Raw genomic sequence first — 15,732 nt, 5'->3', positions numbered from 1 at the left:
ATGCGCTGGGCCTGCATACTGCTGCCGCAACTGGCGCTGGATGGCGTGCTGCGCGGTCATCCCGACCCCGAGGCGCCCCTGGCGCTGGTGACCGGCACGGCGCAGCGCCGCGTGCTGCGCGCCCTCAACCCGGCAGCCAGGGCCCTGGGGCTGCGCCCTGGCCAGTCACTGACTGCCGCCCACGCCCTGACCCGGGATTTCGCCCAGGTGGAGTACGACCCGGCGCAGGTCGAGCGCTGGGAGCGACTGCTCGCGGCCTGGGCCTATGGCTTCAGTTCCCAGGTCAGCCTGCGCTACCCGCGATGCCTGCTGCTGGAGGTGGAATCCAGCTTCGCCCTGTTCGGCCCCTGGCCGCGTTTCGAGGCGCGACTGCGCCGGGAGCTGGCGGCCCTGGGCTTTCGCCATCGCATAGTCGCGGCGCCCAATCCGGCGGCGGCACGGATACTGGCCAATGCCTACGACGGCCTGGCCGTGACGCACCAGGATGAGTTGCGCCAGGCCCTCGGGCGCATGCCGGTGGACCGCGCCGGCCTGGCGCGCGAAACCGCCACCGCCTTTGCCCGCATGGGCCTGCGCCACCTGGAACAGGTGCTGGCGCTGCCGCGGGAGACGCTGGCCCGGCGCTTTCCGGCCGAGGTGCTGCAGCACTTCGACACCCTGCTCGGCGAACGGCCCCTGGCCCTGGAGTGCTACCGGCCGCCGGACGAGTTCGACCTGCGCATCGAGCTGAACTTCGAGGTGGAGTCCCTCCAGGCGCTGCTCTTCCCCCTGCGCCGTCTCACCGCCGACCTGGCCGCCTTCCTCGCCAGCCGTGACAGCGGCGTGCAGCGTTTCGTCCTGCATCTGGAACACCGCGACCTCCACGACACCCAGGTGCCGGTGGGCCTGCTCAGCGCCGAGCGCGAAGCGGCCATGCTCTTCGAGCTGGCCCGCGGGCGCCTGGAGCAGTTGCAGGTGCCGGCGCCGGTGCGTGCCTTCCGCCTGCAGGCGCGGGACCTGCCGGCCTTCGTGCCGGAACGCCGCGAGCTGTTCGACGAGCGCCCGCAGCAATCCCTGCCCTGGGAACAGCTGCGCGAGCGTCTGCGCGCGCGCCTGGGAGACGATGCCGTGCACAGTCTCGCGCTGCGCGCCGACCACCGCCCCGAATGGGCCTGGCAGCTGGACGCCGTCGGCTCGCCGGTGCCGCTCCAGTCCGCGCCACCGCGCCCCGGCTGGCTGCTGCGTGAACCGCACCCCCTGCGGGAAGTGGGCTTGCGCATCCTCGCCGGCCCCGAGCGCATCGAGTCCGGCTGGTGGGACGGTGGCGATGTGCGCCGCGACTACTACCTGGTGGAAACCCGCAGCGGCCAGCGCGGCTGGGCTTTTCGTCCGGTGAACGGGGAGGGGCCGCTGCTGCTGCACGGCTGGTTCGCATGAGCGCCTACGCCGAACTGCACTGCCTGTCCAACTTCAGCTTCCAGCGTGGGGCCTCCAGCGCTCTCGAACTGTTCCAGCGCGCCGCACTGCATGGCTACGCGGCACTGGCGATCACCGATGAGTGCACCCTGGCCGGCATCGTCCGTGCCTGGCAGGCCGCCAAGAAGACCGGGCTGCCTCTGGTGATCGGCAGCGAGATGCGCGTCGAAGGCGGCCCCAGGCTGGTGCTGCTGGTGGAAAACCTGGCCGGCTACCAGCACCTCTGCCGTCTCATCACCCGGGCCCGACGGCGGGCGGAGAAGGGCCGGTATCGACTGCTGCGGGAGGACCTGTCGGAACCGGCGGACGGCCTGCTGGCTCTCTGGGTGCCCGACTTTGATGACGATGATCGCGAAGCTTCCTGGCTGCGCCGATGCTTTCCCGGGCGCCTGTGGCTGGCGGTGGAACTGCACCGGGGCCCGGACGACGCCGGCCGCCTGGCGCGCCTGCTGGCCCTGGCCGAACGCTGCGGCATTGCGCCCGTGGCGGCGGGGGATGTACATATGCACGCCCGCGGCCGCCGCGCCCTGCAGGACTGCATGACCGCCGTGCGCCACCATTGCACGGTGGCCGAGGCCGGTCACCGGCTTTTCCCCAATGGCGAGCGCCACCTGCGTCAGCGCGAGGTGCTGGCCGGCCTCTATCCGCCAGCGCTGCTCGCCGAGTCGGTGCGCATCGCCCGTCGCTGCACCTTCCACCTGGGCGAGCTGAGTTACCAGTACCCCCGCGAACTGGTGCCGGACGGCCACAGCTCCACCACCTGGTTGCGCGAGCTGACCGAGCGGGGGCTGCGGCGGCGCTGGGCCGAGGCGGTGCCGGAAAGCGCGCGGGCGCTGGTGGAGAAGGAGCTGGCGCTGATCGCCGAGCTGGGCTACGAGAGCTACTTCCTCACGGTGGCCGATATCGTCGAGTTCGCCCGCAGCCAGGACATCCTCTGCCAGGGACGTGGCTCGGCGGCCAACTCGGTGGTGTGCTTCGCCCTGGGCATCACCGAGCTGAATCCCTGCGGGAACACCGAGATGCTGTTCGAGCGCTTCATGTCCAAGGAGCGCAACGAGCCGCCGGATATAGACGTGGACTTCGAGCACGAACGCCGCGAGGAGGTGATCCAGTACCTGTTCCGCCGCTACGGGCGGGGCAGGGCGGCGCTCACCGCGGTGGTCAGCACTTATCACGGCGCCGGCGCGGTGCGCGATGTGGCCAAGGCCCTCGGCCTGCCGCCGGACCAGGTCAATGCCCTGGCCGACTGCTGTGGCAGCTGGAGCGACCAGGCCCCAGCGGCGGAGCGCCTGCGCGAGGTGGGCTTCGACCCGGACAGCCCGGTGCTGCGCCGGGTGCTGGCGCTGACCGGCGAACTGATCGGCTTTCCCCGTCACCTGTCGCAGCACCCCGGCGGCTTCGTGATTTCCGAAACGCCGCTGGACAGCCTGGTGCCGGTGGAAAACGCCAGCATGGCCGAACGCACCGTGATCCAGTGGGACAAGGACGACCTCGACCTGGTGGGGCTGCTCAAGGTGGATGTGCTGGCCCTGGGGATGCTCAGCGCGCTGCGCCGCTGCTTCGCCCTGATCGAGCGCTATCGCGGCACCCGCTGGACCCTGGCGACCCTGCCCCGGGAGGACCGGGCGACCTACGACATGATCAGCCGCGCCGACACCATCGGTGTGTTCCAGATCGAGTCGCGGGCGCAGATGTCCATGCTGCCGCGGCTCAGGCCCAGGACCTTCTACGACCTGGTGATCCAGGTCGCCATCGTCCGGCCGGGGCCCATCCAGGGCAACATGGTCCATCCCTACCTGCGCCGACGTAACAGGATCGAGGAGGTGGAGTATCCCTCCGAGGAACTGGTCCCCGTGTTCGAACGCACCCTGGGGGTACCGCTGTTCCAGGAGCAGGTGATGCAGCTGGCCATGGTCGCCGCCGACTATACCCCCGGCGAAGCCGACGAGCTGCGCCGTAACATGGCGGCCTGGAAGCGCCACGGTGGGTTGGAGCACCATCGCCAGCGGCTGACTTCGCGCATGCTCGCCAAGGGGTATGAACCGACCTTCATCGAGCAGATCTTCGAACAGATCAAGGGCTTCGGCAGTTACGGCTTTCCCGAATCCCACGCGGCCAGTTTCGCCTTGCTCACCTACGCCAGCAGCTGGCTGAAATGCCACGAACCGGCGGCCTTCGCCTGCGCCCTGATCAACAGCTGGCCCATGGGCTTCTACAGCCCTGACCAGGTACTGCAGGATGCCCGCCGCCACGGCCTTGCGGTGCGCCCGGTGGATGTGCGGCACTCGGACTGGGATTGTTCCCTGGAGCCGGTGGGGCAGGGCAGCGAGCTGGCCATTCGCCTGGGGCTGCGCATGGTGCGTGGTTTTCGCGAGGAGGATGCGCGGCACATCGAGGCGGCGCGGCAGGCGGCGGTCTTCGCCAGCGTCGGCGACCTCTGTCGGCGCGCCTGCCTGGATGCCCGCGCCCGCGAACTGCTGGCCGACTCCGGTGCCCTGCGCGGGTTGGCCGGACACCGCCACCGGGCGCGTTGGGCCGTGGCCGGGGTGGAGGTGCAGGCGCCGCTCTTCGCCGGCCTGCCGGAACAGGACGAAGCCCAGGTGGCCCTGCCGCTGCCCAGCGTGGGCGAAGACATGCTCACCGACTACGCCACCCTGGGCACCACCCTCGGGCCGCACCCCATCGCCATGTTGCGCGGCGACCTGCGCAAGCGGCGCTGCCGCAGCTCACGGGAGCTGCTGGCGGTGGAACACGGACGGCAGGTCAGCGTCGCCGGTCTGGTGGTGGGGCGGCAGCGACCGCAGACCGCCAGTGGGGTGATCTTCGTCACCCTGGAAGACGAACACGGCATGGTCAATGTGGTGGTCTGGAACGATCTCGCCGAGCGCCAGCGCCGCGTGCTGGTGGGCTCGCGGCTGCTGCAGGTGGACGGCCGGCTGGAATCGGTGGAGGGCGTGCGCCACCTGATCGCCCGCCGCCTGCATGACCTCACGCCCCTGCTCGACGGGCTGGATGTACGCAGCCGGGATTTTCGCTAGATCGGCGCAAATCACCGCAGTTTTTGGATTTTTGTGGAATCCGGTGAGTCCGTGAGCCATGCAGGGTGGATAGCGCTTTTCTATCCACCAGCGAGGCCGTGCAGGACACCGCTGGTGGAAATCCCCGAAGGGATTTCCACCCTACGCACTCGCGAACGGATTCGCCCCACAGGTCCTGTGCCATCAGCCGTGTAGGGTGGATAGCGCTTTTCTATCCACCAGCGGGGCAATGCAGGACACCGCTGGTGGAAATCCCCGAAGGGATTTCCACTCTACGTGTTAGATCGACGCAAATCGCTGCACGTTTCTGGCTTTTGCCTTGGGCATCAGTGCGGCGTCGCCGGGGTGTCCTTCGCCTTCTGCCGCCGGAATGAGCGGGAAGAGTGGGGCGGTGAGGACCGGCTGTGATGGTGGTGGTGATGGTGGGAGATCCTGAGCATGGCCCACAGCAGCGCGACCGCCGCCAGCAGCCAGCCCATGATCATCAGGGCTATGAAAATTTCGGGACCCATTGCGAACCGCCTCTGGCGCCAAAGTGGTGGGCGCACGTCCTGAGTCTAGTCTGGCCAGTGTGACGACTGCTTGAAGCCGGCGGCCTTTGGTCGGCTCGGCTGTGGCGATCGGACGGGGTGCCGGTCAACGGCACTCCTGGTCCATGTTGCGCTTGGCCTTCTCGGTGGGGGCATTACGGTACTGATCGGTCCAGAACTGGCACTTGGCATCGCCCAGCCGGCGCTGTTCCTCCAGCCGTTCCTGGCGCTCGTTGTCTGCGCGCTGGGCGGCGCTGTAGTTCTCCTCGTACTTCTGCAGGCGTTCCTCGCCGCTGCTTGGCAAGGCGGGCGCCGGGGCCGGAGCCGGCTGGGACGGGGCGGGCGGTGGAGTGAAGACCTCGGCGACCGGTGCCTGGGCGTTGGCCATGTAGAGCTGATAGCCGAAGTAGGTGGTCGCGCCGATGGCGATGAAACCGAGCCAGACCCCCAGGGCGACGCTGAGAATCAGGGCCAGGGGGCTGAAGCTGATGCGCAGGATGCGGCGTTGGCGAGCCATGGTGCCTCCGAAGCGTTGGGGCGGCAGCTTCAGTGTACCTCCAGCACCTCGAAGGTCTGATGGCCATTACCGATGGTCAGGGTCACCTCGGCGCCTTCGGCCTTGCCCAGCAGGGCCTGGCCCAGGGGTGAGCGGGGGCTGATCACGGTGATTTCCTCGCCCTGGTCCACCACCTTCAGGCCGGCTGCTTCGGGGCCGAGGAACAGGCGCTGCTCGCTGCCGTCCTCGGCGGCCAGCAGCACCAGGGCGCTGAGCTGGATCCCCTGCGCCGGATCGAAGGTGCGCAGTCTGAGGTTCTCGAACAGGCCCAGCGCCTGCTTGATCTCGGCGGCACGGCGGGCCTGGCCGGTGGCCAGGTAGGAGGCTTCCAGGCCGAGGGTGTCGTACTTGTTCTCGGCGATGTTTTCCTCGTGGGTCGCCGCCTCGTAGGCGGTCTGCGCTGCGCGCTGCAGCAGCTGCAGGTCAGCGGCGAGCTTGTCGAGGATCAGGCGGTGGATACGGGTTTTGTCCATGGGGCGCGGTCGGCTGGGGAACGGCGAGACATTCTAGGGACCTTCCGGCAAAGGTGGGAGACGGGCTTTTGCAAGAAGGGGAGAAGCTGTGCACAGAGTTGGCGCAGTCGGACCTTGGTACCTGCTTCGGGAGGTCTACTCCCGGCCCCTTTTTGTGCCATTCGTCGCCGGCTGGAACGCGCGTACAACACAGGTTTCAGACGATTTCCAGCGCGAAATGCCCCGCAACGGGGCGATAGGGGTATTGACAGTTTCGAGTTGTGCACAGTCGCGAAGCAGCCTCGCAAATCGCTGCCAGAATGCCCCGTAAGCGCTTGATTCTCAGTGATGAATTCGTAACTACATGAAAAATAAGGAATTTTATAATTGGTGAAAAAATCATCAGTTTGACTGGAGGCCAGGATCCACAAGCGCTCGGTGACGTTTCGAGCACCTTCTTCACAGAGTTATCCACAGCTTCTGTGGATTGTCCCGAGCACTTGCTCTAGAACGCGACCTGCGGCAATTGCAAGACTTTACCTGCCACGAAAAAGGAGTAGAGTTGCGCGCCTTTCCGGCCACCTGCCCCCCTGTTTCATGAAGTACCGCGTTCCCGTCGATGCCGCTTCCAGCCCGCAAACCCTGCCGACCCGCGTCGCCCTCTGGTTGCTGGACAACCCGCGCCTGGGCCAGGCGTCGAGCGTGAAACGGTTCGCCGGCAAGCTGCTCAAGCAGCCGGCGCGGGAAGGCGTGGTGGCCGCCCAGAGTCGCCTGGGGCAGATGCTCTGCCGCGACTGCGGCAACCCGCGCGATCGCCGTATCGGCCTGGACATGTTGCGCCAGGCCGCCCGCGCCGGTGATCGCCGCGCGCAACTGGAACTGGGCCGCCTGTGCAGCCATCCGCGCATCAACGAACCGCTGCAGGCCCGCCACTGGCTGGAACAGGCCGCGGCCCAAGGGTCCCACGAAGCCAAGCGCCTGCTCGGCCGTCTCCCGCAGCACCCCTGATCGCGCGCCCGCCGCTGGGTATACTCCCGGCATTCCAGCGCGGAGCCGCTCATGCCCATAGATATCCCCAACCTGTTGATCGGCCTGTTCGCCGCCGCCGTGCCCCTGCTGGGCCTGGCCTGGCAGCTGCAGCGCAAGCTCAGCGTCCTCGAGACCGAACAGACCCTGCTCGAAGAGCGCCTGACCCACGCCCAACTGGCCCAGGACGGCCTGGCCGTGCAACTTGACGACAGCCGTGTGGAAAACCGCGAACTCGGCCAACTCAATGCCGCCCAGCAGGCCGAACTGGCAGCCCTGCGCCGCGAGGCGGAGCTGCTCGGTGTCGAGCGCCAGAGCGCGCGCGAGGCACTGCTGGCCTGGAACCAGGAACGTGAGCGCAAGGACGTCGAACTGCGTCGCCTGGACGCCGAGCGTGCCGGCCTGGAAGCCGAGTTGCGCGAGCAGCGCGAGGCCCACGAACAGCGCCTGGGTGACTTGCAGGCGGCCCGCGACGACCTGCGCGCGCAGTTCGCCGAGCTGGCCGGGAAGATCTTCGACGAGCGCGAGCAGCGCTTCGCCGAAACCAGCCAGCAACGCCTCGGCCAGTTGCTCGACCCGCTCAAGGAGCGCATCCAGGCCTTCGAGAAGCGGGTGGAAGAAAGCTATCAACAGGAAGCCCGCGAGCGTTTCTCCCTGGGCAAGGAGCTGGAGCGCCTGCAGCAGCTCAACCAGCGCCTGGGCGATGAGGCCACCAACCTCACCCGCGCCCTGAAAGGGCAGAAGACCCAAGGCAACTGGGGCGAACTGGTGCTGGAGCGGGTGCTGGAGCACGCCGGCCTGGAGAAGGGCCGCGAATACCAGACCCAGGTCAGTCTGAAGAGCGCCGAGGGCGAACGCTTCCAGCCCGACGTGCTGATCCAGCTGCCGGGGGACAAGCAGGTGGTGGTGGACGCCAAGGTCAGCCTCACCGCCTACCAGGCGCTGATCGCCGCCGAGGACGAAGCCGCCCGCAGCCAGGCTCTGAAGCAGCACGTACTGTCCCTGCGCAGTCACCTCAAGGGGCTGTCGGTGAAGGACTACCAGCGCCTGGAGGGCCTGCACAGCCTGGACTTCGTGCTGCTCTTCGTGCCCATCGAAGCGGCCTTCGCCGCTGCCCTGCAGGCCGACCCCGGGTTGTTCCAGGAGGCCTTCGAGCAGCACATCGTGATCGTCAGCCCGACCACCCTGCTGGCCACCCTGCGGGTGATCGACAGCCTCTGGCGCCAGGAACGGCAAAGCCAGAACGCCCGCGAGATCGCCGAACGCGCCGGAGCGCTGTACGACAAGTTCGTCGCCTTCGTCCAGGACCTGGACGAGATGGGCAGCCGCCTGCAGCAGCTGGACAAGGCCTACGCCAGCGCCCGCAACAAGCTGGTGGACGGTCGCGGCAACCTGGTCGGCCGGGTGGAAAACCTCAAGCTCCTCGGCGCCCGCGCCAGCAAGAGCCTGCCCACCGACCTGCTGGAGCGGGCGGCGGGGTTGCCGCTGCTGGATGAGCAGATCGAGGGTTGAGATTGTTGGGCAGCCCTGCGGCCTGCTTCGCGAATGAATTCGCTCCTACAGTGACTGCACTGAGCTGGGTTGTGAGTCACCCCTCTCCTCTTCAGGGAGAGGGGCCGGGGGAGAGGGATGTCGTGCCCCGCTCGAACCTCCAGGGGCAGACCTGCGGCCTGCTTGGCGAATGAATTCGCCCCTACATAAAAGCGCCCACTTTCCTCAGACAGCCTCCGTCCTTTGCCTCGCCGCCTTCGATCTGGTCGACGAACTCCCTGATCCAGCCGGCGAGGCGTTGCGGCTCGGCCAGCAATTGCCAGTGCCCGGCAGCCACTTCCCGGCGCCATAGGCGCGGCGCCCAGCGGTCGAGTTGCTGGAACAGCTGCGGGCGCACGAAGCGGTCGCGGGTGGCAACGATGAGCTGCACCGGTACCCGGGTCGACCGCGGGCGCGGACGGAACAGGCTGTTGATGAAGTTGGCGCGATAGAGCTTCACGCCATGCCGGCCATCGGCTTCCTGCGTGGGATTGGGGCGCGTCGTCCGCACCCCCTCCAGGCGCCGCAGCAGGCCTGGCCAGGCGCGGGCCAGGCCAAGACGCCAGAGCAGTTCCGGCAGCCACGGGGTGTGGAAGAAAGCGACGTACCAGGAGCTGACCAACTGGCCGAGCACCTGCCCGAAAGCGCGGGGGCGTTTCTCCTTCAGGCGCTCGCGCATCCAGTGGCCTACGTGGTCCAGGCAGGGGCCGGATACCGTGGTGTAGGAGGCCAGCAGCGGTTGGATGCGTGGCTCGGTCACCGCTTCCCAGGACTGGATCGAGCCCCAGTCGTGGGCCACCAGGTGCACCGGTCCCTCGGGGCTGGCGGCCCTGATCACCGCTTCCAGGTCCCTGGCCAGCTTCTCCAGCCGGTAGTCGCGTGTCCTGCGCGGGATATCCGAGGCGCCGGCGCCACGCACGTCGTAGGCGACTATCTGGTAGTCGGCGGCCAATTCGCGCACCAGCGGCAGCCAGACTTCATGGTTGTCGGGATAGCCGTGCACCAGCAGCAGGGTTGGCCCGCAGGCATTGCCCCAGCGGTAGGCGGCCAGTTCCACACCGGCGCCCTTCACGGCGAAGCGCTGGGGGGCCGGTAGCGAAGGCAGGTTCATGGGGCGCTCCTGAGGAAGACCGTTACATTGTTTGATGTAACGATCATTCTTCAGCAGGGAGTCCGGCCCCGGCCAGCCCTCGGCGGCATTCGTTCCGTCCGCGTTACCCGCTTACCCAAGGACGGAAAGGCCCGTTGCAGAGCGGATGCGTGGCGGTTATGGCGAAATAGGAGGGAAGCGCCCGGGGCAAGTCCAGCCAATGGTTGGGGCGGGCGGCCGCTGTTGTTGGGGCGAAGGGGGCGGCGATATGATCCGGCCCATGAAAAATCTCCCCTCCTTCCTCGGCAAGCTGCTCCACCCGACCGCCGAAAGCCCGGCCGTACCGGACGCTGAATATACGGTGGATGAACTGGCCCGCGAGGCCGGGACCACGGTGCGCAACCTGCGTGCCTACCAGGATCGCGGCCTGCTGCCGCCGCCGGAGCGGCGTGGACGGGTGGGCATCTACAACGGCGCGCACCTGGCGCGGCTGCGGCTGATCGGCCAATTGCTGGAACGCGGCTACGGCATCGCCAGCATTCGCGAGCTGCTGGAGGCCTGGGAGCAGGGGCAGGACCTGGCCCATGTGCTGGGGCTGGAGCAGGCCATTGTCGGTGCCTGGAACCTGGTGGAGCCCACCCGCCTGGGCTTCGACGACGTGCAGGCGCTGTTCGGCGCCGACCTCACCGACGCCAACATGGACCGCGCCCGCGAGCTGGGCCTGATCGAGTTCGCCGGCGACCACCTGCGGGTGCTCAACCCCCGGGTATTCGGCGCCGGGGTGCAGCTCTACCGCTCGGGGATCCCGCTGGATGTGCTGCTGGAGCAGTTCGCCGCCATCCGCCGCCAGGTGGAGCCGGTGTCGGCGGGCATCGTGCGGATGATAGTCGAGCACCTGGTCAACCCGCTGCTCTCCGACAGCCTGCCCCATGTCCGCGAACTGGATGGCCTGAATCGCCAGCTGCTGGCCCTGCGCCCGCTGGTGGAGCAGGTGGTGGACAGCGAACTGGCCCGCGGCCTGCAGCTTTCGGCCAACCAGGAGCTGGGAGAGCGGGTAGGCGAGTTGTTGAAGGGCTTTCTCGAGCGCTGAATTGGCTCGCCATCACGGCGCCTTGGAATGCCAGACCTGGCGTCTCCGGTACCTCGCTAGTTGGGTTTCGCTGCGCTCTACCGCAACCTACGATTCGCGACTGCTCAGCCGGTCAGCGCCGCGCGCCGTCCGCGCTCCAGGCGCACGCTGGCCAGCAGCAGCAGGCCGATCACGAAGTAACTGCCGGTGATGAGCATGGCCAGGCGGTGGTCGCCTCCGGAAAGCCAGCTGGCCAGCCCGTAGGTCATGGGGCCGAGGATGGCGGAGAGCTTCACCGCCTGGCCCCAGAGCCCGAAGAACTCCGCCAGCCGCGTCGGCGGGGCGAGCAGGCCGACGATGGCGCGGCCCGCCGATTGGCTGGCGCCCATGCACAGGCCGGCGATATTGGCCGCAGCCCAGAACAGCGCCGGGCCGCTGGCCAGCCAGATCATGCCGACCATGGCCAGCCAGCCCAGCAGGGTCAGTGCCAGGGTGGGGCGGTGGCCGATGCGGTCCTGCAGCCAGCCGAAGAGCACGGCGCCGATGGAGGCGGTGATGTTGACGAGGAAGATCAGCAGCAGGGTGTCCTGGGTGGTGAAGCCCATTACCTGGTCGGCGTAGATGGCCGCCAGGCTGATCACCGCGGCGATGCCGGCCTGGTAGCAGACGGTGCAGGCGAGGAAGCGCATCAGGTCGCGATAGCGGCCGGCTTCGCGCAGGGTGCGGGCCAGGCGTGACCAGGCGCCTTGCGCCGCGGCCGGTTGCGGCAGGCTGCGTTCCTGCAGATAGAGGAAGGTCGGGGTACTGGCGAGGGCGAAGAGCAGGGCGGTGATGAGCACGCACACCGGCACGAACTGCGCCGCCGTCTGTCCCTGGCCCTGGGCCCAGCTGACGTAGCCCAGGCAGGCGCCCAGGCTGACCAGCCCGCCGATGTAGCCCAACCCCCAGCCCCAGCCGGACACCCGGCCCATGGCGTCGTCGCGGGCGAGTTCGGGGAGGAAGGCGGCGATCAGATTCTCCCCGGTGCCGAAGCAGAAGTTCGACAGCACCACGAAGAGCACCGCCAGCCCCAGGGCGCCCGGACCGGCCAGGGCCAGGGCCGCGGTGAAGATCACGCAGCCGATGGTGCTGAACAGCAGCAGGCGCTTCTTGCGCGCCGTGGCGTCGGCATGGGCGCCGATCAGCGGGGCGGTGAGGATCACCAGGGCGTAGGAGAGGGCGAGGGTGCTGGTCCAGGCCAGGGTGCCCCAGGGTTTGCCCTCGGCCACCACGGCGACGAAGTAGGCGTTGAACACGGCGGTGATGATCACCGTGGTGTAGCCGGAGTTGGCGAAATCGAACATCGCCCAGGCCCAGATTTCCCGGCGTGTCACGCCGCTGGCGAGGCTGGATCGCATGGCGCTTTTCCCCCTGTGGAGCGTCCCGGAGAGCCTAGCCCCGTCGACGCCATCCCGCGACCGCATCGGGTGCCCGGTCGAATTCCAGCGGCGTTGATCGCCCGCTGGCGGGGCGACGCCCGGGGTGCGCGGCGTGGCCGCCGCGCACCGGAGGCCGGCCCGTTGCGGGCCGGGTTCGCTCAATAGCTGTACTGCACCTGGACCCAGAGCTTGTCGGTATCGACGGTCCTGGCCTCGTCCGCCGAGTCGTAGTTGGCGTACTTGAGCAGGCCGACCAGCCCCTTCAGGCCCGGAATGGGGTGCGCGTACGAGAGATCGACCTCGTCGCCATAGCGGTCGCTGCCCTGATCGGTGCGGAAGTCGTGGTACCAGGCCTGCAGGCTGCCGCCGGCCAGGGGCGCGGTGAAGCCCAGGTAGGCGTCCTCGATGCCGTCGGCCGGGGTGGTGAGGAACTGGTCGGCCCAGCCCTGGAAGATGTGCTTGGTCGCCAGCGGTGTCTGGAAGGCGCGATTGCCCGGGCCGCTGTCGCCACCCAGCACCTCGTAGCCGCCCTTGAACTGCACGCCCTTGAACAGGTAACCCAGCTCCGCCAGGTAGTACTCGCTGTCCAGGTCCAGCGGGTTGTCCGCATAGTCCTGCTGGCGGGCGTATTCCAGGGCGTAGTTGAACGCGCCCAGGGCACCGTTCAGGCGCAGGCCGTGGGTCTTGCTGGACAGGCTGCCCAGGGGGGCGGTGGTGGTGACGGCGATATTGTCCAGGCCGAGCAGGTAGCTGTAGGCGGTGACCACGAGCTCGGGCCGCACCAGGTACTGGGCGTTGAGCAGGTGGCTGTGGCCCTCGATGTTCGCCGGGTTGCTGCGGTTGTCGAAGCGGCCGTTGTCCGGGCCGAAGATGGTGTTGATGTTGTCCAGGTAGGCGTAGTTCAGGGTCAGGCCGTCGAGGGGCTTGAGCTGGCCGAGGGCGGCGTCGTAGGTCTGTTCGTTCTGGCGCCAGGCGGAGCCGCCGACGAAGCGCTGGTTGTCCAGGTTGATGCGCTGGCGGCCCAGCACGGCGCTGCCGAAGGCCTGGTCGTAGCGCAGCAGGGCCTGGTTGACTTCGGTGCCATCGGGGTCGACCACCATGGCGTAGTCGGTCTGGCCGTTGCGGGTGTCGTTGTAGGCGGCATCGCCCAGGCGGCTGACGTTGTCCACTTCCAGCAGCCCGGAGAGGCCGTACCACTTGCCGCTCTGGAAGCCGATGCGGGTGCGCAGGGTCTGGGCGTTGGCATCGCGCAGGTTGTTTTCCTGGTCGACGTTCTCGAAGCGGTAGCGGGCATCCAGAACCGGCTTGCCCTGGGTGAACAGGTTACTGATGTCCTCAGCAGCCAGGGCGGCGTGACTCTGGGTTATGCCGGCAACGGCGAGAGACAGCAGGGCGGGTTTCAGCATGTGCATAGCGGTCTTCCTAAGCCTGGAATCGCAAAAAAAACGCCACAGCGCCCGCGCTCCCGAAGGGGGAGGGGTACCGTGACGTCGTTGTCGGTTGAGTGGCAGACACGCCGTTGTGCTGACCGGGGTGGGTCTTAGCAGGCGCCGTGCCATTTCATGCAAGTTTTTGATTTGGTTGGATTTGATGCCAAGCCTGGAACCATTGGCGATTAGCCGGTGCACCGTTCATGCCCAGATCGCATTGAGCAGGGGCGGTGACGGGGCGGGGCGGTTGAGTGTGCTGAGAACCCGTAGGAGCGAGCTCTGCTCGCGAAGTGGGCCCGTTCGCGAGCAGAGCTCGCTCCTACAGTGGGAGGGTTAGGCGCTGGGGGATAAAAGGGAATGGCGTCGCCCCCGCAGGTGTTCCTGCGAGAGCGAGCCAGGCGGGGTCAGGCGGCGGGGCGGTGCTGGCGCTGGTAGAGGAATTCCAGCACGGCGCTGCGGTACTCGTGGTAGCGGGCATCGTTGGCCAGGGCCAGGCGATCGCGCGGGCGCGCGAGGTCGACGCGGACGATGTCGCCGACCGTGGCCGCCGGGCCGTTGGTCATCATCACGATGCGGTCGGAGAGCAGCACCGCCTCGTCCACGTCATGGGTGACCATCACCACCGTGCTGCGGGTTTCGCCGACGATGCGCAGCAACTCGTCCTGCAGGTGCGCGCGGGTGAGGGCGTCCAGGGCGCCGAAGGGTTCGTCCATCAGCAGCACCTTGGGTTCCATGGCCAGGGCGCGGGCGATGCCCACGCGCTGCTTCATGCCGCCGGAGATTTCGTTGGGGTGCTTGTGCGCCGCGTGGTCCAGGCCGACCATGCGCAGGGCCGCGGCGGTGCGCTCCTTGAGCCGGGCCTTGCCTTCCTTGCCGGCGAACACCCGCTCCACCGCCAGGTAGACGTTGCCGAAGCAGGTCAGCCAGGGCAGCAGGCTGTGGTTCTGGAACACCACGGCGCGTTCCGGGCCAGGGCCGTCGATTTCCCGTCCGTTGCAGATCAGCCCGCCTTCGCTGGCTTCCAGCAGCCCGGCGATCAGGTTGAGCACGGTGGACTTGCCGCAGCCGGAGTGGCCGATCAGCGAGACGAACTCGCCACGGGCGATGCAGAGGTTGACCTCGCCGAGGGCCTGGAAGCGCCCCTTGCGGGTATCGAAGTGTTTGCTGACACCGGTCAGCTCGACGAACTTGTCCATAAGGGTTTTCCTGCTCTTGGTAGGAGCGAGCTTGCTCGCGAATGCGGTTCGCGAGCAGAGCTCGCTCCTACAGGAATGGTCAGTTGCTGTAGTCGAAACGCTTGGCCAGCCACAGCAGGCCCTGCTCCAGGGCCAGGCCAACCAGGCCGACGATGATGATGGCGATGAGGATGTGCTCGACGTTCAGGTTGTTCCACTCGTCCCACACCCAGAAGCCCAGGCCGGTGCCGCCGGTGAGCATCTCCGCCGCCACGATCACCAGCCAGGCGACGCCGATGGCCAGGCGGATGCCGGTCATCAGGTGCGGCAGCACGGCGGGGAAGAGGATGCGGGTGAGCACCTTGAATTCCGAGAGCTTCAGCACCCGCGCCACGTTGAGGTAGTCCTGCGGCACGCTGGCCACGCCGGCGGCGGTGTTGAGGATGATCGGCCAGATCGAACTGATGAAGATCACCCAGATCGAAGCCGGCCCGGCGGCCTCGAACACCAGCAGGCCGATGGGCAGCCAGGCCAGCGGGGAGACCGGGCGCAGCAGGCTGATGATCGGCGACAGCATGCCGGCCAGGAAGGCGAAGCGGCCGATGGCGAAGCCCAGGGGGATGCCCACCAGTGCGGCCATGCCGAAGCCCAGGCCGACCCGGCCCAGGGAGTGGAGGATGTTCCAGCCGATGCCCATGTCGTTGGGGCCGTTGTCGTAGAAGGGATCGGCGAAGAGTTCCAGCGCCGAATGCCAGGTCGACAGCGGCCCCGGTAGCCCTTCGCTGCGTGCCGCCACCAGGGCCCAGAGGCCGATGAACAGCAGCAGGCCGAGCAGTGGTGGGAGCAGCGCCCGTGCCAGGTTGTTGAAGAACTCCGCGCCGGGCTTGGCCAGGCGAGGAGCCACGCTGGGTGCAGCCTTGGCGGCCAGCGGCAGTGGCGGATTTACCGGAGCGTTCATCGTTA

13 protein-coding genes are annotated in these 15,732 nt (G+C 67.9%); 5 read left to right on the top strand and 8 right to left on the bottom strand.

All coding sequences use genetic code 11. From position 1 onward, the window contains the following. Both ACFPU0_RS21345 and ACFPU0_RS21340 read left to right on the top strand, forming a co-directional pair. A complete protein-coding gene (locus tag ACFPU0_RS21345; protein WP_377695286.1) occupies window positions 1-1,416 on the top strand; it encodes a Y-family DNA polymerase in 1,416 nt (471 codons plus the stop codon). Continuing rightward, window positions 1,413-4,493, top strand: coding sequence for an error-prone DNA polymerase (locus ACFPU0_RS21340; RefSeq protein WP_377695285.1), 3,081 nt, complete (start codon window positions 1,413-1,415; stop codon window positions 4,491-4,493). Before ACFPU0_RS21345 ends, ACFPU0_RS21340 begins: the two co-directional genes overlap by 4 nt. Window positions 4,494-4,819: 326 nt before the next feature. Here the strand turns inward: ACFPU0_RS21340 and ACFPU0_RS21335 are convergent, their stop codons facing one another. The 3 genes from ACFPU0_RS21335 to ACFPU0_RS21325 all read right to left on the bottom strand — a co-directional run bounded on the left by ACFPU0_RS21335 (window position 4,820) and on the right by ACFPU0_RS21325 (window position 6,052). Next, window positions 4,820-5,005 carry a hypothetical protein gene (locus ACFPU0_RS21335; protein ID WP_377695284.1) on the bottom strand — a complete coding sequence of 62 codons (186 nt, stop codon included), beginning with the start codon at window positions 5,003-5,005 and terminating at the stop codon, window positions 4,820-4,822. Window positions 5,006-5,129: 124 nt separating this feature from the next. After that, the gene (locus tag ACFPU0_RS21330; RefSeq protein WP_377695283.1) at window positions 5,130-5,540 is read right to left on the bottom strand and encodes a hypothetical protein; all 411 of its coding nucleotides are present in this window, start codon (window positions 5,538-5,540) and stop codon (window positions 5,130-5,132) included. 29 nt (window positions 5,541-5,569) lie between these two features. Next, window positions 5,570-6,052, bottom strand: coding sequence for a GreA/GreB family elongation factor (locus ACFPU0_RS21325; protein WP_377695282.1), 483 nt, complete (start codon window positions 6,050-6,052; stop codon window positions 5,570-5,572). Window positions 6,053-6,628: 576 nt separating this feature from the next. Here ACFPU0_RS21325 and ACFPU0_RS21320 point away from each other — a divergent pair. After that, a complete protein-coding gene (locus tag ACFPU0_RS21320) occupies window positions 6,629-7,039 on the top strand; it encodes a tetratricopeptide repeat protein (protein ID WP_377695281.1) in 411 nt (136 codons plus the stop codon). Window positions 7,040-7,204: 165 nt separating this feature from the next. After that, window positions 7,205-8,569: a DNA recombination protein RmuC gene (gene rmuC, locus ACFPU0_RS21315; RefSeq protein WP_377695484.1), complete on the top strand. Its 1,365-nt coding sequence runs from the start codon at window positions 7,205-7,207 to the stop codon at window positions 8,567-8,569. A gap of 181 nt (window positions 8,570-8,750) precedes the next feature. Here rmuC and ACFPU0_RS21310 read toward each other — a convergent pair whose 3' ends face one another. Then, complete coding sequence (locus tag ACFPU0_RS21310) at window positions 8,751-9,698, bottom strand: alpha/beta fold hydrolase (RefSeq protein ID WP_377695280.1); 948 nt, start codon at window positions 9,696-9,698, stop codon at window positions 8,751-8,753. A 259-nt stretch (window positions 9,699-9,957) separates the two neighbouring features. On the opposite strand from ACFPU0_RS21310, the gene ACFPU0_RS21305 reads away from it, so the two are divergent. Next, complete coding sequence (locus tag ACFPU0_RS21305) at window positions 9,958-10,767, top strand: MerR family transcriptional regulator (RefSeq protein ID WP_377695279.1); 810 nt, start codon at window positions 9,958-9,960, stop codon at window positions 10,765-10,767. Between the two features lie 104 nt (window positions 10,768-10,871). Here the strand turns inward: ACFPU0_RS21305 and ACFPU0_RS21300 are convergent, their stop codons facing one another. The 4 genes from ACFPU0_RS21300 to ntrB form a co-directional block, all read right to left on the bottom strand. Continuing rightward, window positions 10,872-12,143: an MFS transporter gene (locus tag ACFPU0_RS21300; protein ID WP_377695278.1), complete on the bottom strand. Its 1,272-nt coding sequence runs from the start codon at window positions 12,141-12,143 to the stop codon at window positions 10,872-10,874. A 179-nt stretch (window positions 12,144-12,322) separates the two neighbouring features. Then, on the bottom strand, window positions 12,323-13,576 hold the full coding sequence (locus ACFPU0_RS21295; RefSeq protein WP_377695277.1) for a hypothetical protein: 1,254 nt from the start codon (window positions 13,574-13,576) through the stop codon (window positions 12,323-12,325). Between the two features lie 422 nt (window positions 13,577-13,998). Further along, window positions 13,999-14,790, bottom strand: coding sequence for an ABC transporter ATP-binding protein (locus ACFPU0_RS21290; protein WP_377695275.1), 792 nt, complete (start codon window positions 14,788-14,790; stop codon window positions 13,999-14,001). 79 nt (window positions 14,791-14,869) lie between these two features. Beyond that, complete coding sequence (gene ntrB, locus ACFPU0_RS21285) at window positions 14,870-15,727, bottom strand: nitrate ABC transporter permease (protein WP_377695274.1); 858 nt, start codon at window positions 15,725-15,727, stop codon at window positions 14,870-14,872. Window positions 15,728-15,732 lie beyond the last annotated feature (5 nt).

The organism is Pseudomonas sp. GCM10022186 (assembly GCF_042656385.1).
GTDB lineage: Bacteria > Pseudomonadota > Gammaproteobacteria > Pseudomonadales > Pseudomonadaceae > Metapseudomonas.
The sequence above is the reverse complement of the archived record's forward strand: the minus strand, read 5'-3'. Positions and strand labels throughout refer to the sequence as shown.